Origin of the sequence: Afifella sp. H1R (assembly GCF_021462425.1) — a bacterium.
In the GTDB taxonomy this organism is placed as follows: Bacteria; Pseudomonadota; Alphaproteobacteria; order Rhizobiales; family Afifellaceae; genus Afifella; species Afifella aestuarii.
Genome location: NZ_JAKEDY010000001.1, coordinates 2,212,709 through 2,235,000, shown reverse-complemented (window position 1 = coordinate 2,235,000; position 22,292 = coordinate 2,212,709). Strand labels below are relative to the sequence as shown.

Annotated in this window: 20 protein-coding genes and 1 riboswitch (1 of these 21 cut by a window edge); of the genes, 10 read left to right on the top strand and 10 right to left on the bottom strand. The window is 65.7% G+C overall.

Annotated elements, in window-relative coordinates:
• Window positions 1-263: the final stretch of a YiiX/YebB-like N1pC/P60 family cysteine hydrolase gene (locus L0F51_RS10610; protein ID WP_234629117.1), read on the top strand. The gene continues 469 nt to the left of window position 1, outside the view; the window shows 263 of its 732 coding nt (coding positions 470-732); its start codon lies beyond the left edge, outside the window; it ends in the stop codon at window positions 261-263.
• 297 nt (window positions 264-560) lie between these two features.
• Here the strand turns inward: L0F51_RS10610 and L0F51_RS10605 are convergent, their stop codons facing one another.
• Complete coding sequence (locus L0F51_RS10605; RefSeq protein WP_234629116.1) at window positions 561-1,421, bottom strand: LysR family transcriptional regulator; 861 nt, start codon at window positions 1,419-1,421, stop codon at window positions 561-563.
• Window positions 1,422-1,516: 95 nt separating this feature from the next.
• On the opposite strand from L0F51_RS10605, the gene L0F51_RS10600 reads away from it, so the two are divergent.
• Complete coding sequence (locus tag L0F51_RS10600) at window positions 1,517-2,476, top strand: quinone oxidoreductase (RefSeq protein ID WP_234629404.1); 960 nt, start codon at window positions 1,517-1,519, stop codon at window positions 2,474-2,476.
• A 62-nt stretch (window positions 2,477-2,538) separates the two neighbouring features.
• Here L0F51_RS10600 and L0F51_RS10595 read toward each other — a convergent pair whose 3' ends face one another.
• Both L0F51_RS10595 and L0F51_RS10590 read right to left on the bottom strand, forming a co-directional pair.
• A complete protein-coding gene (locus tag L0F51_RS10595) occupies window positions 2,539-3,144 on the bottom strand; it encodes a LysE family translocator (RefSeq protein ID WP_234629115.1) in 606 nt (201 codons plus the stop codon).
• Window positions 3,134-4,429 carry an MFS transporter gene (locus L0F51_RS10590; RefSeq protein WP_234629114.1) on the bottom strand — a complete coding sequence of 432 codons (1,296 nt, stop codon included), beginning with the start codon at window positions 4,427-4,429 and terminating at the stop codon, window positions 3,134-3,136. The genes L0F51_RS10595 and L0F51_RS10590 overlap by 11 nt, the downstream gene beginning before the upstream one ends.
• Window positions 4,430-4,687: 258 nt before the next feature.
• Here L0F51_RS10590 and L0F51_RS10585 point away from each other — a divergent pair, with 258 nt between their 5' ends.
• Both L0F51_RS10585 and L0F51_RS10580 read left to right on the top strand, forming a co-directional pair.
• Complete coding sequence (locus tag L0F51_RS10585; protein ID WP_234629113.1) at window positions 4,688-5,272, top strand: DUF4865 family protein; 585 nt, start codon at window positions 4,688-4,690, stop codon at window positions 5,270-5,272.
• A gap of 36 nt (window positions 5,273-5,308) precedes the next feature.
• Entirely contained in the window at window positions 5,309-5,710 is a 402-nt protein-coding gene (locus tag L0F51_RS10580; protein ID WP_234629112.1) for a VOC family protein, read from the top strand.
• A 61-nt stretch (window positions 5,711-5,771) separates the two neighbouring features.
• On the opposite strand, the gene L0F51_RS10575 is transcribed toward L0F51_RS10580, so the two are convergent.
• From L0F51_RS10575 to L0F51_RS10565, 3 genes are all read right to left on the bottom strand, one after another.
• Window positions 5,772-6,422, bottom strand: a complete 651-nt coding sequence (locus tag L0F51_RS10575) for a LysE family translocator (RefSeq protein WP_234629111.1) — start codon at window positions 6,420-6,422, stop codon at window positions 5,772-5,774.
• 190 nt (window positions 6,423-6,612) lie between these two features.
• Window positions 6,613-7,074, bottom strand: a complete 462-nt coding sequence (locus tag L0F51_RS10570) for an NUDIX hydrolase (protein ID WP_234629110.1) — start codon at window positions 7,072-7,074, stop codon at window positions 6,613-6,615.
• Between the two features lie 132 nt (window positions 7,075-7,206).
• Window positions 7,207-8,079 (bottom strand): LysR substrate-binding domain-containing protein, encoded by an 873-nt coding sequence (locus L0F51_RS10565; protein WP_234629109.1) that lies wholly within the window; start codon window positions 8,077-8,079, stop codon window positions 7,207-7,209.
• Window positions 8,080-8,366: 287 nt separating this feature from the next.
• Between L0F51_RS10565 and L0F51_RS10560 the strand changes: the two genes are divergently transcribed.
• Genes L0F51_RS10560 through L0F51_RS10545 form a run of 4 tightly spaced genes read left to right on the top strand, consistent with a single transcriptional unit; the run spans window position 8,367 to window position 14,508 of the window.
• Entirely contained in the window at window positions 8,367-9,527 is a 1,161-nt protein-coding gene (locus tag L0F51_RS10560) for an efflux RND transporter periplasmic adaptor subunit (RefSeq protein WP_234629108.1), read from the top strand.
• 12 nt (window positions 9,528-9,539) lie between these two features.
• Window positions 9,540-12,632: a multidrug efflux RND transporter permease subunit gene (locus tag L0F51_RS10555; RefSeq protein ID WP_234629107.1), complete on the top strand. Its 3,093-nt coding sequence runs from the start codon at window positions 9,540-9,542 to the stop codon at window positions 12,630-12,632.
• 60 nt (window positions 12,633-12,692) lie between these two features.
• Window positions 12,693-13,388, top strand: coding sequence for a response regulator (locus L0F51_RS10550; protein WP_234629403.1), 696 nt, complete (start codon window positions 12,693-12,695; stop codon window positions 13,386-13,388).
• Complete coding sequence (locus L0F51_RS10545; protein WP_234629106.1) at window positions 13,381-14,508, top strand: ATP-binding protein; 1,128 nt, start codon at window positions 13,381-13,383, stop codon at window positions 14,506-14,508. Before L0F51_RS10550 ends, L0F51_RS10545 begins: the two co-directional genes overlap by 8 nt.
• Before the next feature lie 6 nt (window positions 14,509-14,514).
• Here the strand turns inward: L0F51_RS10545 and L0F51_RS10540 are convergent, their stop codons facing one another.
• Window positions 14,515-15,684: a YbfB/YjiJ family MFS transporter gene (locus tag L0F51_RS10540; RefSeq protein ID WP_234629105.1), complete on the bottom strand. Its 1,170-nt coding sequence runs from the start codon at window positions 15,682-15,684 to the stop codon at window positions 14,515-14,517.
• Between the two features lie 16 nt (window positions 15,685-15,700).
• Complete coding sequence (locus tag L0F51_RS10535) at window positions 15,701-16,600, bottom strand: LysR family transcriptional regulator (RefSeq protein ID WP_234629104.1); 900 nt, start codon at window positions 16,598-16,600, stop codon at window positions 15,701-15,703.
• A 157-nt stretch (window positions 16,601-16,757) separates the two neighbouring features.
• On the opposite strand from L0F51_RS10535, the gene L0F51_RS10530 reads away from it, so the two are divergent.
• Complete coding sequence (locus L0F51_RS10530; RefSeq protein WP_234629103.1) at window positions 16,758-17,933, top strand: winged helix-turn-helix domain-containing protein; 1,176 nt, start codon at window positions 16,758-16,760, stop codon at window positions 17,931-17,933.
• A gap of 42 nt (window positions 17,934-17,975) precedes the next feature.
• Here L0F51_RS10530 and L0F51_RS10525 read toward each other — a convergent pair whose 3' ends face one another.
• Complete coding sequence (locus L0F51_RS10525) at window positions 17,976-18,518, bottom strand: GNAT family N-acetyltransferase (RefSeq protein WP_234629102.1); 543 nt, start codon at window positions 18,516-18,518, stop codon at window positions 17,976-17,978.
• 131 nt (window positions 18,519-18,649) lie between these two features.
• A complete protein-coding gene (locus L0F51_RS10520; protein ID WP_234629101.1) occupies window positions 18,650-19,747 on the bottom strand; it encodes an N-acetylglucosamine-6-phosphate deacetylase in 1,098 nt (365 codons plus the stop codon).
• Window positions 19,748-20,168: 421 nt separating this feature from the next.
• Here L0F51_RS10520 and L0F51_RS10515 point away from each other — a divergent pair, with 421 nt between their 5' ends.
• Complete coding sequence (locus tag L0F51_RS10515) at window positions 20,169-21,776, top strand: DEAD/DEAH box helicase (RefSeq protein WP_234629100.1); 1,608 nt, start codon at window positions 20,169-20,171, stop codon at window positions 21,774-21,776.
• A gap of 161 nt (window positions 21,777-21,937) precedes the next feature.
• Window positions 21,938-22,151, top strand: a riboswitch (cobalamin riboswitch).
• Window positions 22,152-22,292 lie beyond the last annotated feature (141 nt).

Here is a 22,292-nt window from a genome sequence, read left to right as displayed (position 1 = left end):
CGGTTTACAGCGCGGAGCTGATTTTCAAGATCTTCCGGGATATCGGTCATCCGATCGGACATATGCGCAAGATCGCGGATCTGAACTTCGACACGGAGGCGGGTCGCCGATTTCTCCTGAACGACTGGCGTGCGCGCCCCGAGTGCCAATCGGGAGGCATGTCTCGGCAAGCGTGCTGGGAACGTATCCAAGCGGAGGCGATCGTCACGCCGAAGGATCTGGCCGAAGACGGGAAGCTGAAACTCTATCTGACGACTTTCTAGACGCCCGAGGAACGGGGGGAGAACCCCGGGCGAGAAACGGGGCGCGGCCTCCGATCCGAGCGCGGGGAGACAGGCGACGGGCATGAGAGGTTTCTGCGGGGGGCGCGACCGGTGGCGTTTCATGGACCGGAGGAGCTTTCCGGCTGTGCGATGTGGCCATCGGCAGACGCAAAACGCCCGGGCGTCCGTTCCGATTGCGCCCAATGACGGGTCGTCGTGGGCAGACATGGGATCGGAGTTTCGCTTTCAAGCGTCAGGGGCGAAGGCCCCCGGAGGCCATTCTGAGAGCCTGCGGCCTCAGCTGGTTCCATGCTCTTGAGCAAGCGCGGCCTTTAAAGCCTCGATCGTGACGCGGATCCGTTCCGCGGCCTTCATGTCGGAGTGAACCACCAGCCAGATGTCGCGCCGGAAGACGGGTCCATCGCCGCTCACGGCGACAAGCCTCCCGTCCTGTTCGGCCATGAAATCCGGCAAGATCGCGATGCCGGCGCCCGCCTTTGCTGCGGCGAGCTGGATTTCCGCGGTGCTGGCGGTGAAGGCGATGGGTCTGCCTGCGGCGATTTCGCGAAGTCTCACCTCTTGCGGCGCGGTCGCCATGGACCCGTCATAGCCGATGAACGTCCAGTCTGGCTCCGGCGTCTCCTCCAGATAGGCCGGGCTCGCATAGAGACGAAACGCCATCACGCCGAGCTTCGTGATCGTAAAATCCCCCGTCTCAGGGCGGCTCAGGCGGACGGCGATATCGGCCTCGCGTCTTTCCAGGGCGGAACTGCGGAATTCGCCGAGGAGACGGATCTCCAGTCTGGGATGGCGTTGTCGCAAAGCTGCGAGCGGCGCGGCAAGCCGGGCGGCCGCGTAAGCCGGCGGGGCGCTGACGGCGACGTCTCCGCTCAATTCGGCGCGCGCTCCGGCCGCCGCGCGTGCGACCGCTTCGGCGCCCGATTCCATCGTCCGGGCGAGGGCCGCGATCCGCTCTCCGTCCGGCGTCAGTGTCAGACGCCGACCGCGCCGGTCGACCAGCTTGACGTGAAGATGCGCCTCGAGCGCGGCGATCCGGCGGGCGACCGTTGCATGCTCCACCCCGAGGATGCGCGCAGCGCCTGCGAGACTGCCGTGGGTGGCAAAAACCGAATAATGGCGGAGGTTCTCCCAATCCATATGTCAATATATTCACAAGGCGAGTGCGGAAAAAGGCAATTTTCTCACGTTCTGTGAACCGCCATCATCGTGCCGAACAGATGGAGGCCCAGATGGTGGAGTTTGAGGTTCGGATTGCAGCGCCCGGCGGGCCGGAGGTGCTCGAGGTCGTAAAGGCGGCGCCCAGGGAGCCGGGTCCGGGCGAGATTTGCCTGCGCCAGCACGCCATCGGCGTCAGTTTCATCGACATCTATCACCGACGGGGGCTTTATCCGTTGCCGGCGCCAGGGGTTCCCGGTGTCGAGGGTGCGGGGATCGTCGAGGCCATCGGGCCGGATGTCGAGGGACTTCGGGTCGGGGATCGTGTCGTCTATGCTAGCGCCCCCGGCGGCTATGCTTCAATGCGGCTCGTGCCCGCCTGGCGAGCCGTCCGGCTGCCGCCGGAGATCCCTTTCGAGATTGCCGCGGCGTCGATGCTGCGTGGCCTGACCGCGCATATGTTGCTCACGGTCAGCCATCCGGTGCGGGACGGATCCGTCCTTCTCGTTCATGCCGCCGCCGGTGGCCTCGGCGTGATGCTGACCCGCTGGGCCAAAACGCTCGGGGCCGTGGTGATCGGAACCGTCAGTACGCCGGAGAAGGCGGCTTTCGCCACAGCCAATGGCGTCGATCACGTCATCCTCGGGCGCACCGCCGATGTGGTGCGCGAGGTTTCGGATCTGACGGGCGGACGGGGCGCGGATTTTGCGATCGATGGCATCGGCGGGGACATGCTGCGACAATCGCTGAGGAGCGTCCGGCCTTTTGGCGCCGTCGCCAGCATCGGCTGGGTCGCGGGCCCGGTCCCGCCGATCGGGATCGATGAACTGGGAACGGCGACATTGGCGAAACCAAGCGTCATGGCCTATGCGGCCGATCAGGCGTGCTATCCGGAAGCCGCGAATGCGGTCATCGCGGCGTTCGGATCTGGGATTACCGCAGAGATCGGCGGACGCTACCGACTGAACGAGGCGGCGAAAGCGCAGGCCGAGCTCGAGGCTGGCGGCACGACCGGCAGCCTGGTCCTTCTGCCCTGAGGTGTGTCATGTCGATCATCGCGCCCGCGACGGCGCGACGTTGACGGGCGCAGCGCCGGATATCATCCCTCCGCGGAAAGGAGGGCAAAACCGACGGATGCCACCAGCATGACCGCAAAGACGACATTCACGGCGCGTCCGATCGCGGGGTCCGTCAGAATTCGTGAAAAGACCGCGCCAAAGGCGAGCCATGCCGTGTTGACGATGACGATGACGAGCGCGAGTGCGGCGAGCTTGTAGACGGCATCGGCCGTGAGATCGTCCGCGACGACGGTGTGGCCCGCATAGACCGCCCCGATCGCGGCAAAGGCCTTCGGATTTGCAATCGCCAGACTGAAGCCCGGCACGAAGGCCGGCGCCTCTTGCGCGCGCGGCGCGAGGGGCCCGACGGGCGCGGTGGCGATTTTCCAGGCGAGATAGAGGATGTAGATCCCGGCGAGGATCGTCAGCGCCGTGAGCAAGACCGGCTGGGCCAGGATCAGCGTGGTCACGCCGGTTGCGATCATCAAGAGGACACCGGCTGTACCCGTGATGATGCCGACAAGGTAGCCGAGGCTGGAGCGAAAGCCGAAGGCCATGCCGAGACCGGCAAGGCTCATCGTGGCGGGGCCGGGACTTCCCATGAGCGGAAGCGCCGCGAGCCAGAGCAGAAGAATTTCATTCGCCATAGGCGAGGCCCATGCGGGGAGCCGCGCGCTCCTGAACGAGAAGATGCGCGACGGCCGAGAGGATGCCAAGGCCGATCGCAAGATACCAGATCTGATCGTAACTTCCGTAGCGATCAAAGAACACGCCGCCGAGCCAGACCCCGGCGAAGCCGCCGAGCTGGTGGCTCAGGAAGACGAAGCCGAACAGGGTTCCCATCGCGCGCGGGCCGAACATCGTCAAAACCAGCGCGCTCGTCAGAGGCACGGTCGACAGCCAGAGGCCGCCCATGACGAGTGCGAAGACCATGACAGAAGCGGGCGTCACCGGAAGCGAGATGAAGACGAGGATCGCGAGCGCCCGCAGCGCATAAATCGCGGCAAGCACATAGGGCTTCGGAAATCGCGTCCCGAGATGCGACGCAAAGAGCGTGCCGAAGATGTTGGCGAAGCCGGCCAGGGCGAGCGCCTGGAGCCCGAGCGCCCGCAGCTCCGCCGCAGAGGCCGTCGAGACGCAGAAATTCTGCACGTAGTTCGGAAGGTGCGCGGTGATGAAAGCGAGATGGAAGCCGCAGACGAAGAAGCCGGCACTGAGCAACGTATAGCTCGAATGCCCGAAGGCTTTTCGGACGGTTTGCGCGATCGACGCGCTGTCGGCGTCGCCGATCCTCGGGCTGCCGTCGGTGACGTGTGCACGCAGAAACGGAATGCACAGGGCCATGGGGGCGAGCGCGAAGGTGACGACGACCAGCGTCATCCGCCAGTCGAGCCATTCGATCAACCAGGAGACCAGAAGCGGCAGGACGACCTGTCCCGTCGACCCCATGGCCGAGGTGATGCCGAGATAGCGAGCGCGTTTCTCCACGGGCGCCGCCCGTCCGACCACCGCCAGGACGACCCCGAACGCCGTGCCGGAAATCCCCATGCCGACGAGGAGGCCGGCGCCCAGATGCTGCGCCAGCGGCGTGGTGCCGACGACGGTCACCAGCATGCCGGCGACATAGCAGAGGAAGCCGAGCCACAGGGCGCGCCGGTCCCCGAACTTGTCGGCGATGATCCCGAAGCCCGGCTGCGCTAGGCCCCAGACGAGGTTCTGGATTGCGATCGACAGCGAGAAGACTTCGATGCTGCCGCCAAAAAGGTCGCGCGACAGGGGCTCGATGATGCCGCCGAAGACCGATCTTACGCCGAAGGCCAAGGCGAGCACGACGCTGCCGGCGAGCACGATGATCAGGTTGCCGCGATCGTCACTGCTACGATTGTCGGTGCCGCGATTGTCGGTGCCAATGGTCGGTCTGTTCGCGGTCATCTCGCGTCCGCCTTCTCACATCACCTGTCTGAACCGCGCGTGGGCAGATTGATCCCAATATCGGGATTGACGGGGAAGCTAGCAGCGCCCTAGACTTTTTAATAACGAATATTGATGAAGTGCGGATTTTGATTTCGTGAAGCGTGTTCGGTCTTCCAGGTCGGCGCCAGGCGGTTGGGAACGGCGACGTTTTGAGGGGGAGCGCCTTCACCGGAAAGCGATGCGGCAGAGGCTTCACCCGATACGAAAGACCCCGTCATGATGATCGCCCACTACTCCCACCGTCTGCCCGCCAGCTACGACATGGGCCTTGTCCGCTCGCGGGTGAATGACCGCAGCGGCCAGTGGTCGGCGGTGCCGGATTTGTATTTCAAGGCTTTTCTCGTGCGGGAGATCGGCCGCCTCGGCGCCGTCGCGAACGAGTATTCTTCCCTCTATCTCTGGCGCCAGGAGGACGCCTTTCGGACGTTTCTGAGCGATGGCGGGTTCGACGTCGTGACCCGTTCGTTCGGTCGTCCGTCCGTAGCGACCTACGTCGCCTTGGAGGCTCGGCGCGGCGCCGGTGTGGCCGCGAAGTTCCTTGCGATGAGCGAGAGCGACATTCCGGTCGATGCCGATTTGACGGCGGCTCTGGCGGGCGAGGGGGCGTGGTGCCGCGAGGCCGCTTCGGCCAGCGGCACCGTGGTGGCGACGGTGGGCGTGGACACGCGTTCGTGGCGGACGGTGCGGGTTTTGATCACGGAGGGGGAGAGTGCAGATCCGAAGGCGACGCGCTACGAGATCTGTCACCTGGCCCGCCCCCAGTTCGACACGCCGCCGCTCAGCGAGGCCGTCTCCGGGTGAACGCCCGGTCGCGTCCGGAGCCGTGAGGATTGGTGCATGTTCAGCCACGTGACGCTCGGAACGAACGACATGGAACGGGCGGCAGCTTTTTACGACGCCGTGCTCGCGCCGCTCGGGCTGCGGCAGCGCGTTGTCGAGCCGGATGGGGGGCCTGAGACACGTTGCTGGATTGCCGGAGGTCAGCAATTGCCGCGCTTTTATGTCTATGCCCCGTTCGACGGGGCACCGGCGAGCGCTGGCAATGGCACGATGGTGGCTTTTGAAGCGCCATCCCACGCGGCGGTCGACGGTGCCTATGACGCGGGACTGGCTTCGGGGGGAGTGGATGCCGGGCGCCCCGGCCCGCGGCTGCATTATGGTGATGGATATTACGGTGCCTATCTCCGCGATCCGGACGGCAACAAAGTCCACATCGTTCACAGGGGTGATCTGCGATGAGAGACATCTCCGGACGCTGTGGCGATGACCGACGCGGCAGAGCATGGCGCCGGGCGGGCGCCTACCAGCTCGGCCGGTAGGTGAGGATCTTGACCGCGGCCGCACCGAACAGAACGCCGAGCAAGGCATCGATCGGGCGTCGGATCGAGAGGTAGAATCGCGAGGCGGTTTGCGTGGAGAACAGATAGGCGTAGCCGACGAAGACCGTCATCGCGACGAACGCGCAAATGAGGATGACGGTCATCAGGAAGGCGGCGGGCGCCGTTTCGCCGACACCCACGGACAAGGTCGCGAGCCAGACCAGAGGCGCCTTGGGATTTGTCAGGTGGAGCAAGAGCCCCTGCGCGAAGCAGCGCTTGAGGCTGCCCGTTCCGGCCGATTTGGGCGTGGCTGCGGGCCCCGCCGTGAAGGCCGAGCGCGCGGATCTCGCCGCGAGGAAGATCAGGTAGAGGCCCCCGGCCATTTTCAGCGCCAGGAAGAGCGTTGCGGAGGCCTTGAGCGCCGCGACAAACCCCAGTGCCGCGACCGAGGCCCAGACCATGGAACCGAGAACCACGCCGCAGGACAGTGCGACGGCCGGGGCGCGGCCTCTCCCCATGGCCGTTCCCATGATCATCAACGTCGCCGGACCCGGGCTTGCGACGCCCACCGTGAAGATCGACAGAATGACGAGGAGGTTCGGCAGGTGCTGCCAGATCGTATCCGTCGTCATGGGGTGGAATTCCGGTGCTGACCCATAGAGGCTCGGCTCGCCCCGACGCGTGACATCGTGATTGTCTCTTCACGAAAATCTACACGCCGCCCGCCACGCGGAAAAACGAATGTTTGTGGATTGTCAGTTCAGAAAAACGGGTATGTCTGCGGCCTCGTGCCGGTGCGCCTTGCCTGCCGGATGCTCCCGGTCATGACCGGGCCTGCTGCAGGGTGAGGTCGGCGGCAAGGCGGGCAACCCTGGCGACATCGAGACTGAGGGCAAGTCCGGCGCCGTCCAGTTCGTCGAGGCGAAACCAGCGCGCCTCAAGCGCGTCATCGCCGGCGATGGGTTCCCCGGCAACGTAGGTGCAGAGGACCGCGATCAGCACGAAATGCCGGCGCAGCCGACCGTCGTCGTCGTGGTCGAAGGCATCGACCGCGGTGAAGACCTGGCGCGCCTGCCCATAAATCCCGGTTTCCTCGAAGAGTTCGCGAACCGCGGCTGCCTCGATCGGCTCGCCGGCTTCGATCTTGCCGCCGGGAAAGCCCCAACGGCCGGCATCCGGCGGATTGGCCCGACGGACCAGAAGTATCCGTTCTTCATGGAAGACGGCGGCAATCGTGGCGGCGATGGGAAGAGCCCTGGAGGTGTGGTGTGGCGTTGCTGGCATAAGGCCTCTCGATCGGGGGCGGCAAAGACAGCGAGGCGGTCGGACCTGTCCTTTCGCCGGCATGATCCGGTGTGCGAGACGCCGACGCATCCGATCCGATGAGACGGCAGCAGACGCATCGCACCGCGTCTCTCAGTGCGGCGCCACGCGATCGATCGTTTCCCGGCGCAGGGCCTCGCACAGATCATGCGCGGCGGGCGTCGCGTTTTGCGACCTGAGGAGCCTCAGCTCGATCGCAGGGAGGGGCGGCAATCCGAGACCATCGTCGGCGCAAACGATGTCGTCGGGCAGACCATGCCCGGTTCTGACCGCGATCCCGAGCTTTGAGCGCAACGCGCCCCAGATCCCGGGGAGGCTCGGTGTCGTCACCGACACGCGCCAGCGCCTGTCCGCCTGGTCGAGCGCGGCAAGGGTCGCCTGCCGGAAGAGACAGGGATGATCGAACATCACCAGCGGAAGCCGGTCCTGCATGCTCTGGTCGGCAACGGCTTCGTGCATGAGCCATCGCATCGGCAGACGGCCGAGAGGCTCTCCGTCGCCGCCGGCGCCTTCCGGGTAAAAGACGATCGCCCCATCGAGACGCCCGGCCCGGATTTCATCACTCAGAGTGTGGTTCGGACCGGCGCGGACTTCCACATGCGCCTCGGGGTGGTCCGCCGCAAACGCGGTGAGCGTGGCCGGCATCACATCGTCGAAGAAATCCTGCGGCAAACCCAGACGCACGGTCTCCGAGGCGACTGCCGCACCCAATGTGCGCGCGGCTTCGTCATTGAGGGCGACGATCTGGCGGGCATAGGCGGCCAGAGCCTCTCCGGCTTCGGTCGGAACCAGGCCTCTGCCTTTTCGGACGAAGAGCTGGGTGCCGGCCTGTTGCTCGAGCTTTTTGAGCTGCATGCTGATCGCCGACTGCGACCGTCCGAGTTCGACAGCCGCCCGCGCGAAACTGCGCAACTCGATGCCGGCCACCACGGCCCGCAAAGCCTCGATATCGAAGGCTGGATTCACTTATCGATTCCTGAAGTGGAAGTTTGAATATATTCGCTATTCAAAAGCGTAGGGCGCTATCAGCCTCATCGTCAATCCCGATGTGTGCGGATTGCGCCTGCGCGGTCCCCCGGCAATCCTCAACAGCCTCGCACGATGCCGAGCTCTTTGCGGTCAGAACAGGTCTCGATCCCAACCATCCGGTCGGCGAGGCCGGTGGCGTCTCCACGAAATCTCCACCGTTTCTCGACCGGGTGTCGAAGGGCGCATGCCAGTGAGGGGACCGGACCCCGAAACGGATATGTTGCATGTCGCCCCGCCTTTCGATCATCGCCTTCGGCCTTTGCGCCGCCGGGCTGTCGTTGTTCTTGATGTTTCGCGGCGAGGCGGGATCAGAGCTCCAAAGCGCGTCGTCTGAGGCGCAGGGACCGACGCAGGTCACCACCGTGACGCTTGCGCCGGAGCGCGTCGTCTTGATCGACGAATTGCCCGGGCGCGTGGCCGCCTACCGAAGGGTCGAGATCCGGCCTCAGGTCGGCGGGATCATCAAGAAGCGGTTTGCGGAAGGTGGGACGCAGGTCGAGGCAGGCGATATCCTGTTTGAAATCGATCCGGCCCTGCTTCTTGCCGATCGCGAAACCGCGCGCGCCGGCGTGACGCGTGCCGAAGGGGCGCTGGAGCATACGCAACGCGGCCTGAAGCGGGCCGAAAAGCTCGTGGCGAGCAAGGCGACGAGCCGCAAGGATTACGAAGACGCCCTCAACGAGCTGACCATGGCGCAGGCCAATCTCGCCGAGGCGCGCGCGGTCTTTCACCGGCGCCAGCTCGACCTCGATTTTGCCACCATCAGGTCGCCGATCAAAGGCTATGTCGGGCGCACGCTCGCCGACGAGGGGGCTCTCGCATCGACGTCCAGTCAGACGGAACTCGCCGTGGTGCAGGAACTGGACCGCGTCTATGTCGATCTGCGCGTACCGGCAACCAAGCTCGACGGGTTGCAAAGGGCCGCGAGGCAGGGGCTCGGGCCGATCGAGATCCTGGATGCGGAGGGCAGGCCGCATCCCCGTCCCGGCAAGCTCGTTTTGTCGGACGTGACGGTGGATACGGGGACCGGCAACACGACGGTCCGTGTCGAGGTGGAAAACCCCGGCTTGCGGCTTCTGCCTGGAATGTATGTTCGGGCAAGACTGCCGCGCGGGCTCCTGCCCGATGCGTTGCTGGTGCCGGAAGATGCCGTCGTCCGCAACGGTGCCGGCGAGGCGCAGATCGTGGTCGTCGCCGACGACGGGCGGGCCTCGCGGCGCGATGTGGTTCTCGGCGATGCCATCGGACGGCGTCTCGTCGTCACCTCCGGGCTGAAAGCCGGAGAAGCCATCGTCGTTCGTGGACAGGACCGCGTGCAGGACGGGATGAGCGTGAAAAGGGTCGCCGCCACGCAGGCTGCCTCACCGGCCACCGACAAGCTCTAGAGATCAGATCCCATGCCGCAGTTTTTCATCGACCGCCCGGTCTTTGCCTGGGTGATTGCGATCTTCATCGCGCTCGCCGGACTTGTCGCCATTCCGCAACTGCCGGTGGCCCGGTTTCCCGTCATCGCGCCGCCGAGCATCAGCATTTTCGCGACCTATACCGGCGCGACGGTGAAGACCGTCAACGACAGCGTGGTGACGCCCATCGAGAAGGAGCTCTCGAGCGTCAAGAACGTGCTCTATTACGAATCCAGTGCCGACTCGACCGGTGGTGCCAACATCACGGTGACGTTCAAACCCGGAACCAATCCGGAATTGGCACAAGTGGACGTTCAGAACCGCCTGAAGGACGCCGAACCGCGCCTTCCGGAGGCCGTCCGGCGCGCCGGCATCAGTGTCGAGGCGGCAGAAACCGGCTTTCTCATGGTCATCACACTGAAGTCTCTCAGTGGCGAGACCGAAGAGCTGGCCCTCGGCGACTATCTGACCCGCAACATCAGCGAAGAATTGAAGCGGGTGCCGGGCGTCGGCCGCGTCCAGCAGTTCGGCTCCGAACGCGCCATGCGCGTCTGGGTCGATCCGGCGAAGCTGGCGGCCTACGACCTCACCATGGCCGACGTCACGGAGGCCATCACGCGCGAAAACGCGCAAGTCTCGCCCGGACGGGTCGGAGACGAGCCGACAGTTCCGGGGACGAAGATCTCGACGCCGCTGACGGTGCATGGTCAGTTGACCACGCCGGAGGAGTTCGCCGCGATCCCGCTCAGGGCACAACTCGACGGCTCGCGTCTTCTCCTGTCGGATGTCGCGCGGGTGGAACTCGGCGCTCAGACCCTTGCCTTCAGTGTCAGCAGCAATGGCAAGCCCGCGGCCGCCGCCGCGATCCAGATGACGCCCGGCGCCAATGCCGTCAGCACCGCCGCCGCGATCGAGAGGCGCCTGGCCGAGCTGCAGCTCGCGATGCCGAGGGATATGGCGGTCACGATCTCCTACAACACCGCACCATTCGTGAAAGTGTCGATCAGCAAAGTCGTGCAGACGCTGGTCGAGGCGATGGTGCTGGTCTTCCTGGTCATTCTGCTGTTCCTACAGAAGATCCGCTATACGCTGATCCCGACCATCGTCGCGCCCATCGCGCTTCTGGGCACCTTCGCGGTGATGATGGTCGTGGGCTATTCGATCAACGTCCTGACCATGTTCGGCATGGTGCTCGCCATCGGCATCATCGTCGACGATGCCATCGTCGTCGTCGAAAACGTCGAGCGGATCATGTCGCGCCAGGGCCTCTCGCCGAGGGATGCCACCCGTCAGGCGATGCGCGAGATTTCAGGCGCCATCGTCGGGATCACGCTGGTTCTGGCCGCCGTCTTCATTCCGATGGGGATGGCCGGCGGTTCCGTCGGTGCGATCTATCGCCAGTTCACCGTGTCGATGGCGGTATCGATCCTGTTCTCCGCCTTCCTCGCGCTGACCCTGACGCCCGCACTCTGCGCGACGATCCTGAGGCCTTCGAACACGCATGCCACAAGCGGGTTCTTTGGCTGGTTCAACAGAAAGTTCGATGCCTTGAGCGCTGGCTACACCGGCGTCGTCGGCTGGATGCTGCGGCGGGGCGGGCGGATGCTGGTCGTCTATGCCGTGCTGTTGGTGGGGCTCGGCATCGGCTATGCGCGGGTGCCGACGTCGTTCGTCCCGGAAGAGGATCAGGGAAACTTCATGGCGATGTTCGAGCTGCCGGCCGGTGCCACCGCCGAGCGCACGCGCGAGATCGTCGCAACATATGAGGCCCACACCGCGTCCCGTCCCGATATCGTCGAGAGCATCGTCATTCTGGGCTTCGGATTTTCCGGCTCCGGCCCCAACGCGGCGCAAGCCTTCACCAGCCTGAAGGATTGGAGCGAGCGCGAGACCACGGTGAACGAAGAGATCGCGGCGGCCGAGGCGGCGATGGCGGATATTCCCGAAGGCACGGCGATGATCATGAAGCCGCCGGCGATCGAATCTCTCGGCACCACATCCGGCTTCGCTCTCCGGCTGGAGGATCGCGCCAATTCCGGTCCGGCCGCGCTGAAGGCGGCTGAAAACCAGCTGATCGGGCTCGCATCCGAGAGCAGGCTTTTGACCGGCGTGATGACGGAGGGTCTGCCCGACGGCCAAAGCATCGCGCTCAGGATCGATCGTCAGAAGGCGCTGGCGCTCGGCGTTTCCTTCTCGGCGATCAGCGACATGATTTCGACCGCGATCGGATCGAACTACGTCAACGATTTCCCGAACAAAGGCCGGCTTCAGCAGGTGGTGGTGCAGGCCGATGCGCCGGCCCGGATGCATGTCGAGGATGTCCTGCGTCTTCAGGTCCGCAACATCGAAGGCGGCATGGTGACGTTGTCCGAAGTCGTCGAACCCGTATGGGAGACATCACCCCTGCAATTGGAGCGTTACAACGGCTATCCGGCTGCGCGCATCTCAGGTTCGGCCGCGCCGGGGGTGTCGAGCGGCGCGGCGATGGCCGAGATGGAGCGCCTGGCGCAACAGCTGCCAAAAGGCTTCGCGCTCGAATGGACCGGGCAATCGCTGCAGGAAAGGCAATCCGCGGCGCAGGCTCCCATGCTCCTGGCCGCCTCGATGCTGGTGGTCTTCCTAGTGCTCGCGGCCCTCTACGAAAGCTGGTCGATCCCGCTCGCGGTCATGTTGGTGGTGCCCCTCGGCGTCCTGGGTGCGGTCATGGCCGTGCTGGCGCGGGGGATGGAGAACGACGTGTTCTTCAAGGTGGGGCTGATCACCATCATCGGACTGTCCGCCAAGAACGCCATTCTGCTCGTCGAGTACGCCCGACACCTCAGGAACGACGGAATGAGCCTCTATCGGGCGCTGCTGCGGGCATCCCGGTTGCGGCTTCGGCCGATCGTGATGACCTCGCTCGCCTTCATTCTGGGCGTCGTGCCGTTGATGATCGCACAGGGCGCCGGGTCCGAAATCCAGAATGCCATCGGGACCGGCGTGTTCGGCGGGATGCTTTCCGCGACGGTGCTGGCGGTGTTCTTCGTGCCCATGCTCTACGTTGCCGTCAGCAAGCTGAGCGTGCCGAAATCGTGGCGAAAGACCTGAAGCAGGGGGGCTCGGGCAAGTGAAGCTGCAGGTGCGGGGGTCGGGAATCGAAGAATGGCCATCAACAACGCTTTGATTTTGATCGTCGAAGACGAGCCCGAGATCGCCGACATCATCGGGACCTACATGTCGCGCGAAGGGTTTCGGACCATCACCGCGGGCGATGGGCGTGTCGGGCTCGAGCATCATCTGCGCCTGCGGCCCGATCTCGTGGTCCTCGACATCAAGCTGCCGGGACAGGACGGTTATGAGGTGCTCGCGGCGATCCGCCGGCGCGGCGATACGCCGGTGATCATGGTCACGGCGCTGGCAGAGGATCTCGACAAGCTTCAGGCTCTGCGCATCGGTGCCGACGATTATGTCGTCAAACCGTTCAACCCGCTGGAGGTGGTGGCCCGCGCCAAGGCCGTGCTGCGGCGAAGCATGGGGCGCGGCAGCGAGCAGGTGCTGCGCGTCGGGCCGCTGAGCGTGGACCCGCAGGCTTATCGCGTCGCGGTGGAAAGTCCGACCGGCCCCGTGGCGCTCGAGCTGACGCGCACCGAATTTCGCATTCTCGCGCATATGGCCGCGAGCCTCGGCAAGGTGTTCGAGCGCTCCGAACTGGTCGATGCCTGCCTGCCGGAAGGCGAGGCGCTCGACCGGACGGTGGACAGCCATATCAGCAATCTGCGGCGCAAATTGGCGGCGGTCGGGGCCGACGGGTTGCTTACGGGTGTGCGTGGCGTCGGCTACCGGCTGGACAGCCCTCATGTCTAGAAACCTGAATTCCCTGATCGTCCGCGCGATGATCGCATTGACCCTCTTGGCCTTCGCCGTCGTCTATTTCGGGCTGACCGCATATTTCTTCTTCATCTACGAATGGCTCTATCCGGAGTTCACCGAAGACGATTTCCTGCGCACCGGCGACGTCGTGACGTTGGGGCTGCTTCTGGGGATCGGCATATCGACGGCCTCGTTGCTCGGCTGGATCCTCGCGCGGCGGATTGTGGAACCGTTGAAATCGGTGGCCGGGGCCGCGCGCCGGGTCGCGGAGGGGGATTTCTCCGCACGCGCCTCCCTGCGTCGGGGTAATTTCGGCGAGGCGAGCGATCTGGTCGACGACTTCAACCAGATGGCAGAACGGCTGCAGCGGGCCGAGGCCGAACTGCAATATTCGAATTCCGCGATCGCGCATGAACTGCGCACGCCTTTGACCATCCTGCGCGGGCGATTGCAGGGCCTGCTGGACGGTGCCTTCGCCCCCAGTGCCGCGCTCTACGAAAGGCTCATCGAGCATGTGGACGATCTGTCGGCGATCGTAGAGGAATTGCGGACCCTGGCGCTGAGCAATGCGGGTCAGCTCGATCTGCAATCTTCGCGTCTCGATCTGGCGGTGGAGGCCGAGGCGGCGCTGACCTCGCTCGAGGATCAGCTCGGCAAGGCCGGGATCGCCACGACCCTGGCGTTGAGGAGCGCCGTCACGAGCGCCGACCGCTCGCGCGTGCGACAGGCCTTCGTGGCACTTCTCGAAAACTGCTGCCGCTATGCGCCGCAAAGCACCGTCCGTGTCGAGACCGGCGTCGCCGGGCAGCATGTCTTCTTCCGCTGCAGCGACACCGGGCCCGGCCTTTCCGACGAGGCCCGCCCGCGCGCTTTCGAGCGGTTCTGGCGGGCCGACGAGTCGCGAGGGCGGAGCGGCGGCGGTTCCGGCCTGGGCCTGCCCATCGTCAAGGCGATCGCGCAGGCGCATGGCGGTGACGCGCTGATCCTTCCGTCCGACGGACCTGGCCTTGTTGTCGAAATCCGGCTGCCCGTCGCAGGCACGGGCGCGCGGATCGACCGGCGGCCGCAAGCCGCATCGGAGAGGGATGCGCTCTCTGGTCGTTCGCTCCCCTGACCTCGTTCAGGCGCGATCTGCGTTGAACACCGTGGCGGTTCCGGGCGTCGCTCGTCTCATGCAGATCAGGGTGGCGATGAAGAGCGCGGCGCTTGCGATCAGGAGCGGCGCGTCGAAGGACTGGCTCTGCCGATAGAGCGCATTGGTGACGAGGGGTCCGACGATCTGACCGACCCCGTAGGAGGCCGTCATCACCGCCAGGATGTTGACGCGGGCCTTGGCTGCGATCTTGCGGGCGGCGGGCATGGCGATGGTCACCGTCCCCATAAAAGTGCCGCCGACGAGAAGTGCGCTCGCGAGCGAGGCCGCCGGCATATGGACGACCGGCAGGCCGACGCCGACGGCCTGGACCAGCAGATTGGCGACGAGGCTCCTTCCGGTTCCGAGCCGGCGATGAAGGGCGTGCCAGAAAAAGCAGGACGGCACGGCGCCGAGCCCGAACACGGCCCAGATGTGCAGCGGATTGAGGTCCGCAAACGAGGTGCGCACGAGAAGCGGCAGGTAGGTCGCGGTGATGATGTAGCCGAAGCCCGCGAGCCCGTAGACGAGGACGAGGCGGCCTGCCCCGAACGGGACCGAGGCCTCGCCGTCGGCTTCATGCGGCAAGGCCGGCGCCGGGGCACTGTCGACGCGGGCCTGCAGGATGATCGTGAGAACCGTGAGTGCCAGTGCCGCGGCTGCGAGAACGAGCCAGATGGCGGGGCTTTGCAGAGCCAGGACATCGCCCGCAGCGACGAGTTCGGCGGAGACGAGGATGCCGAGGCCAACGCCGGCGAAGAGGGCCGGGGCGCCGTCGTGATGCCCGCGTTCATGGATCAGCCAATGCGAGGCGGCGACCATGGCGACGGCGCTGAAGATTCCGGCGAAGCCGCGCACGGCGACGATGAGCCATTCCGGCAGCGGCAGGCCGAGTGCGGCCAGCGAGGCGACGGTCGCGATGGCGGAAAAGGCGCAGAGCTTGCGGCCGGCTGCGCCCGTGACGAGGCCCAAGAGCAGCGCTCCGATGAGGTAGCCCGCATAATTGGCGGATGCGGCGTAGGAACCGCCTTCGACGGAGATCTGGCCGCTCTTGACCATCAACGGATAGAGGCCGGTGAAGGCGAAGCGGCCGAAACCCATGCCGATGACGAGGATGAGGGCGGCCGCGATCCCCGCCAGCCGTTCATTGGGTGGCATCTTATTGCGGGGCATCTCAATGCGAGGCATCGGCGATCTCGGCGATGTCTGCGAACGCACGAAGCGTCTCGCGGAATTGCAGGACAGCCGGGGTCTTAAAGCCCGGCCTTTCGGCGAGACAGGTGTCGACCGTCATCAACGGCTTGATCGTGAATCGATCGGCGTCCGGCACGAGATCGAGAACGCTGCGCGGCAGCAGCGAGAAGCAGGTTCCTGCCGCGGTCAGGGCGACCATGGCGTGATAGGATCTGACCTCGTGGAACTGAAGCCGTGCGGATCTGGTGCCGCCATCCGTCACCCATTCCTCGGCGAGCCGGCGATAGGTGCAGCCGGGCGCGAATGCGGCGAGCGCGCGGGGCTTGATCTCTTTGGCGTGTTCGATCTCCGGGTGCCCGGGTGGCAGCAGGAGCACGAGCTCTTCTCGGAAGAGCGGCGTCGTCGCGACCTCGTCGGCTCCAAACCCCGCGTCGTCCGGCGGCAGGGCGATCAAGGCGCAGTCGATCCGATGCGCGAGCAGGGCGTCGACGAGCTGGCGGGTCGGCGCCGTGACGAGCTCGATCGTCACCTCCGGCCAGTTCGCGTTGAACTCGGCCAAGGGCAGGGGCAGGCGGGCCGCGACCGTCGATTCCATCGAGCCGATGCGCAAAGTGCCGACGGGCTCTTTCGGATTGACGACCTGTTCTGCTTCCTCCGCGAGATTGAGGATGCGTTCGGCATAGTCGAGATACGCCACGCCCTCGGCCGTGAGTGTCATGGCCTTTCTGTCGCGCTGGAACAGCGGCACGCCGATCTCGGCCTCGAGCTGCTGAATGCGCGTGGTGACGTTCGAAGGCACCCGCCCAAGGAGATGAGCCGTGCGGGTGATGCTCCCTTCCCTGGCCACGGTGCGGAAGATGGCGAGCGATGCCAGATCCAAAGAAATTCTCCAATGCGAAATATGTCCGCCAGTTTGTTCATATAATAAGAATAATAGTCAACGGCTTTTTCCGCCCGAAGAACGTTTCCGGCCCGTGCCGGGTATGCGAGACGGTCTGCTAGGGTGTCAGGAAAGATAAGGACGCCGCAGGAACCGAATGGATCATCTCGACAGGATCAGCATGGCCGAAGCGCGCCGGATCGCGCTCGGGGCACAGGGCTTTGGTGCCGCCCGTTCGGCCAATCCGACCTCTGCCAGTTTGCGCCGGGTTCTTGACCGGGTTCAGCTTCACCAGATCGACAGCGTCAACGTTCTGGCGCGGGCGCATTATCTTCCGGCCTTTTCCCGGCTCGGCGCCTACGACCGTGAGCTTCTGGACAAGCTCGCCTGGGGACCGAAGCGGCAGCGCAAATTGTTCGAATACTGGGCGCACGAAGCCTCGCTCGTGCCGTTCGAGGTGCAGCCTTTGCTGCGCTGGCGCATGGCGCAGGCCGATCGCGGCGAGGCGGTTTGGAGCTGGATGCGCCAGTTCGCGACCGAGCATCGGGCGGAAGCGATGGCGCTGCTGCAGCGGATCCGGGAGGAGGGGCCGCTTTCCGTCTCCGACTTCGAGGCGCACAAAGGGCGTCCCGGCTGGTGGGAATGGAGCGGCACCAAGCGGGCGCTCGAATGGCTGTTCTGGGCAGGTCACCTGACGACGGCGACGCGACGCGGAAATTTCCAGCGCGTCTACGACCTTCCCGAGCGCGTCCTGCCCGCCTCTGTCCTCGATCAGCCGACGCCTTCGGAGGCGGATGCCCATCGCGCCTTGATCGAACGCGCCGCACGGGCGCACGGCATCGCGACGGATCGCGAATTGCGGGATTATTTCCGCCAACCGCCGGGACCGGCACAAGAGGCGATATCCTCGCTTGCCGAGGACGGGGTCCTGTTGCCCGTGAGCGTGCCGGGCTGGCGTCACGCCTGGCTCCATCGCGAGGCCCGCCGTCCGCGCCGGATCAATGCGACGGCACTGCTTGCCCCGTTCGATCCGCTCGTCTGGGAAAGAGACCGCGCCGAGCGGCTCTTCGGCTTCCGCTACCGCATCGAGATCTATGTCCCGGCGGACAAGCGCCAGTACGGCTATTATGTGCTGCCGTTCCTCTTCGGCGACAATCTGGTGGCCCGCGTCGATCTCAAGGCGGACCGACCGAACGCACGGCTTCTCGTGCAGGCGGTGCATTTCGAGGAGGATGCGCCGGACGAAAGCCGTGACGCGCTCTCCGGCGAACTCGAAAAGATGGCGGCGTGGCTCGGGCTCGATGAGGTGTCTTTCGCACCCGGAAGGGCGTGACGGCGTGGCGCCGGAGCGCGGCCCGGCGCTGTCCGCGGCGTGTCAGAGCCCGGCCCTGCTCTCCCATTCCTTGCGCAGGATCGCGTATTGCATGGTGTTTTCGAAGATCGGATTGCCGGCCTCGTCCTTCATGAACGAGACGTATTCGATGAAGAGGCCCTCCCTGCGCATGCCGAGCCGTTCGCAGAGGTGCTGTGAGGGATAATTCGTGTCCTCGACATAGGCATAGAGACGGCGCGCGCCTTTTGTCGTGAAGAGATGCGCGAAGAGGGCGCGGGCGGCCTCCGTCGCATATCCCGCGCCGGAGAAAGCCTTGTTGAAGTTCCAGCCAAGCGCATAGGTGTCGTCGCCTTCCAAAACGGCGAAGAGATCGCCGATGAGCTCGCCCGTGTCGCGCAGGCAGACGGCGATCTCGCTGTCGCTTTCGGCGCGCTTTTTCACCTCGTCTTCCGCCGCGGCGAGATCGGCGAGCCGCATGGAGAAAAAGCAGCTCACGGCCGGCTCCTGCAAATAGGCGAAGAGGCCCGGCGCGTCGCGCTTCTCGAAACGCCTGAGGATCAGCCGGTCCGTCTCGATAGGCTGCATTTGTCCCTCTCTACGCGGTTTGCGGCATGTCTCGATGGGGACGAGGCTTGGCGCGCGATCATGTCAGCGATGCGGCAGCCCGATCGGTCGGGATGTCAGGCCGCACGCAGGTTTGCGGATGCGGCAGCGCCTCAGATGTCGATGCGGGTCAGGTTCGTATCGAGGGCGAGGATTTCGGCGACGGGGCGGCCGGGCCCGAGGGTCGGAGGGACGAGCCGCATCGCCGCGTTCGGGATGTCGGTCGCCATGGCGACGGCCTCTTCGAGCGAGAGGCCGACATGGAAGATGGCGTTCCTGAGGCAGGTGAGAAGATCGACATGGGCGCCGGCAAGAGCGCCCGCCGCGTTGACGAGGGCGCCGTCGCGGACGCGGATTTCCTCGCCATAGAGGACGAAATGGTCGGGCCCCCCGACCGTCGCCATGGCGTCGGAAACGAGGAAGGTGCGGTTTCTGACCGGGCGGGCGCGGCAGGCGATCGCGACCATCGGCCAGGCGACATGATGGCCATCGACGATGATGCCGGCATAGGCGTCGCTCGCGAGCGCCGTGCCGAGGAGGCCGGGTGCGCGCGAGGTCATGGGCGGCATGGCGTTGTAGAGATGCGTGAAGCAGGCAATGCCGGCGGCAAGGCCCGCCTCCGTCTCCGCGGCATCGGCGGCGCTGTGGCCGGCGGAGACGACGACGCCCATCGCCGCGATTTCACGAACGAGGTCCGGCGGGACGATTTCCGGCGCGAGCGTCAGCATGACCGGGATATCCGCGGCGCGAAGGCGTTCCAAGATCGCCAGGGTGGCGCGATCCATCGGGCGCATATGGGTGGCGTCGTGGGTGCCCTTGCGCTCCGGGTTGAGGTGCGGGCCTTCGAGATGCAGGCCGAGGAGACCCGGCATGCCCCAGGCCTCGATCACCGCCTCGGCGGTCGCGCGCATGCGTTCGGCCGTGGTGGTGATGAGGGTCGGCATCAGGAAGCCGACGCCGAGGCGGCGCTGGGCCGCGATGATCGTCTCGATCGCGGCGGGGCTCGCATCGGAATTGAGCATGATTCCACCGCTGCCGTTGACCTGAAGGTCGGTGAGGGCGGGGATGAGGAGATGGGGCGCGAGGTCGGGCGTCTCATGCGGGCCAAGTGGCCGGATGCGGGCGATCTTGCCCGCCTCGATCTCCACGGCAAGGCCGGTCTCAAAGCGGCCATCCTTCCAAAGTCGGGTCGGAGCGATAAGGCGGGTCACGAGACGAGATCCTCTGAATGGCCGGGGCGAAGCCGATGGGCAGCCGGTGCGGAGGCCGCGGAATGCCTCGGGCAAGGGCGCTCTGTCCGGCCGGCGCGCGAACGGACCGGAGATACGCGCGCCGGCGGGTGCCGGCAAGAGAAGCGGCCGCCTCACATGCCTCGCTCATGCAAGCTTCGGCGGCAGGGAACGCGATTGCGGTTGCCAATTGCCGCAAGGCGTGGTTCAAGGGGCGCGATGACCCCGCGCGTAGAGGCGTTCGTCGCCGTCGGTGGTCACAAGCAACTTTCCGTATCGATCGTTGCCCCGAAGGCGCCCGCTGAGGCGTAAGCTCCCGGCAGCTGATCTACGCAGGCTTCCAAAACCAAGTGACACAGCTCGCGCCGGCCGTCTCAGGCTGGCCGCGACGAGAAAGCTCATATTGACACTTTTCAATGAACTCGGCCTCGCCGAGCCGATCCTTCGTGCCGTCGCCGCCGAAGGCTATACCAATCCGACTCCGATTCAGGCGCAGGTCATCCCGACCATGCTTGCCGGCCGCGATCTTCTCGGCACGGCGCAGACGGGAACCGGCAAGACGGCGTCCTTCGTGCTGCCGCTGCTCGACAAGCTCAGCCGCACGATGGTGCCGGCCGCGCCGCGCACATGCCATGCCCTCATCGTCGTGCCGACGCGCGAGCTTGCCCAGCAGGTCGCCGACAGCGTGCGCAATTATGGGCGCTTCGTGAACATGTCGTCGGCGGTCGTCATCGGCGGCGCCCGGCCCGGGCCGCAGGTGAAGGCCCTGTCGCGCGGTGTCGATTTCATCATCGCGACGCCTGGCCGTCTTCTCGACCATATGCAGTCCGGCGCCGTCCGCCTCGACCAGACCAACGTCGTCGTGCTCGACGAGGCCGATCAGATGCTCGATCTCGGCTTCATGCCGGCGATCCGCAAGATCCTGGCGAAGATGCCGCGTGAGCGCCAGACGGTTCTTCTCTCGGCGACGATGCCGCCGGCGATCCGCAAGCTCGCGGGCGATTTTCTTCATCAGCCGGCGGAAATCTCCGTCGCCCCGGTGTCGCGCCCGATCGAGCAGATCGCACAAAGCGTCATCAACGTGGCGAGTGCCGGCAAGCGCGACATGCTCGTCGATCTTCTCGGCACGGCCGATATGGAGCGGGCGATCGTCTTCACGCGCACCAAGCGCGGGGCCGACCGCGTCAGCCAGCATCTCGACAAGGCTGGCCTGCGCTCGGCTGCGATTCACGGCAATAAGAGCCAGAATCAGCGCGAAAAGGCACTCGGTGCCTTCCGCAACGGCCGTGTGTCCGTTCTGGTCGCGACCGATATCGCGGCGCGCGGCATCGACATCGACGACGTCTCGCATGTCGTCAACTTCGAGCTGCCGAACGTGCCGGAGGCCTATGTGCACCGCATCGGGCGGACCGCGCGCGCCGGCAAGAGCGGCATCGCGATCTCGCTGTGCGATCATTCCGAGCGGGGTCTTCTGCGCGACATCGAAAAGCTGATCGGCAAGAGGATCGATGCGCATGGTGCGGCCCCGCGGCGCGAGGCAGTCGCGACCCAGGCCGGGGCCGAGGTGGTCGGCGAAACCGATGAGGCGCCGTCTGCAGGCGTGCGCCAGCAGGCGGGCGAGCGGCGCGACGAAAGATCACGCCAGCCCGGCAAGCGCACTTCACCCTCACGCAACCGCCGGCGCTCGGGCAACAAACCCGCGGCCTTCGAAGCTCGCTCCGAGGGGCGCAACGAAGGGCGGAGCGACGGGCGGAATGAAGGCCGCAACGGCGATGCCCCGAAAGGCGGACGCAACCGCAGGCCGGAAGGTGCCGAAGGAGGCCGTTCGGCCAAGCGGGCCGAGGGCGGCGCGCCCAAGAGCCGCAAAAGTGGCGCGGATGGCCGGCGTGACGGGCCCCGCCGCGACGGCGGCCGCGGCAACGAGGGCGCCCAGGCCGGTCTGGAACGGATGCTGCGCAAGAGCGGCAAACCAAAAACCGGGGCCGGCGACAAGCAGGTCGCCGCGCGCTGAACGCCTGAACACGTTTGATTTTGAGAGGGCCGGCCGCCATGTGCGGTCGGCCTTTTTTGTGCCGTTGCACGCCCTTCGGCGTCGTCCGTTGCCGGCAAAGGAAAGTCGTGCCGGGCATAGCTGCTCAACGTGCACGGCATTGACAATTATGGCCATTCGCCGGCAGATGGGGCGTCAACGGTTTCCGGACGCAAAGCGACCGGATTAAAAGGGAACACGGTGAGGCGTACCCAGCAGGGACCGAAACCGTGGCTGCCCCCGCAACTGTGAGCGGCGAGCAGGGCTTCAACATGTCACTGGCGCATATGCGCTGGGAAGACGAAGCCACGCTGTGACCCGCAAGCCAGGAGACCTGCCGCTGACGCGCGACGCCGGGCCACCGGTGCCGCACCGCAACGGACGCCGGGGTGAGCGTCTGGCGGTGGAACGGCGCCAGGAATCCCATTTGCGCCCAATCCACGCCAAAACCCCGATCGTCCTTTCCGCATCACTGTCGCGGTTCGTCCGCCACAGTCA

Excerpts from the sequence above, each read along its gene's own strand:
- L0F51_RS10595 (WP_234629115.1), bottom strand. The coding sequence starts at position 3,144 with ATGGCGAATGAAATTCTTCTGCTCTGGCTCGCGGCGCTTCCGCTCATG.
- L0F51_RS10605 (WP_234629116.1), bottom strand. The coding sequence starts at position 1,421 with ATGGATTGGGAGAACCTCCGCCATTATTCGGTTTTTGCCACCCACGGC.
- L0F51_RS10530 (WP_234629103.1), top strand. The coding sequence starts at position 16,758 with ATGGATCATCTCGACAGGATCAGCATGGCCGAAGCGCGCCGGATCGCG.
- L0F51_RS10525 (WP_234629102.1), bottom strand. The coding sequence starts at position 18,518 with ATGCAGCCTATCGAGACGGACCGGCTGATCCTCAGGCGTTTCGAGAAG.
- L0F51_RS10585 (WP_234629113.1), top strand. The coding sequence starts at position 4,688 with ATGATGATCGCCCACTACTCCCACCGTCTGCCCGCCAGCTACGACATG.
- L0F51_RS10560 (WP_234629108.1), top strand. The coding sequence starts at position 8,367 with ATGTCGCCCCGCCTTTCGATCATCGCCTTCGGCCTTTGCGCCGCCGGG.
- L0F51_RS10540 (WP_234629105.1), bottom strand. The coding sequence starts at position 15,684 with ATGCCACCCAATGAACGGCTGGCGGGGATCGCGGCCGCCCTCATCCTC.
- L0F51_RS10555 (WP_234629107.1), top strand. The coding sequence starts at position 9,540 with ATGCCGCAGTTTTTCATCGACCGCCCGGTCTTTGCCTGGGTGATTGCG.
- L0F51_RS10570 (WP_234629110.1), bottom strand. The coding sequence starts at position 7,074 with ATGCCAGCAACGCCACACCACACCTCCAGGGCTCTTCCCATCGCCGCC.
- L0F51_RS10545 (WP_234629106.1), top strand. The coding sequence starts at position 13,381 with ATGTCTAGAAACCTGAATTCCCTGATCGTCCGCGCGATGATCGCATTG.
- L0F51_RS10580 (WP_234629112.1), top strand. The coding sequence starts at position 5,309 with ATGTTCAGCCACGTGACGCTCGGAACGAACGACATGGAACGGGCGGCA.
- L0F51_RS10590 (WP_234629114.1), bottom strand. The coding sequence starts at position 4,429 with ATGACCGCGAACAGACCGACCATTGGCACCGACAATCGCGGCACCGAC.
- L0F51_RS10575 (WP_234629111.1), bottom strand. The coding sequence starts at position 6,422 with ATGACGACGGATACGATCTGGCAGCACCTGCCGAACCTCCTCGTCATT.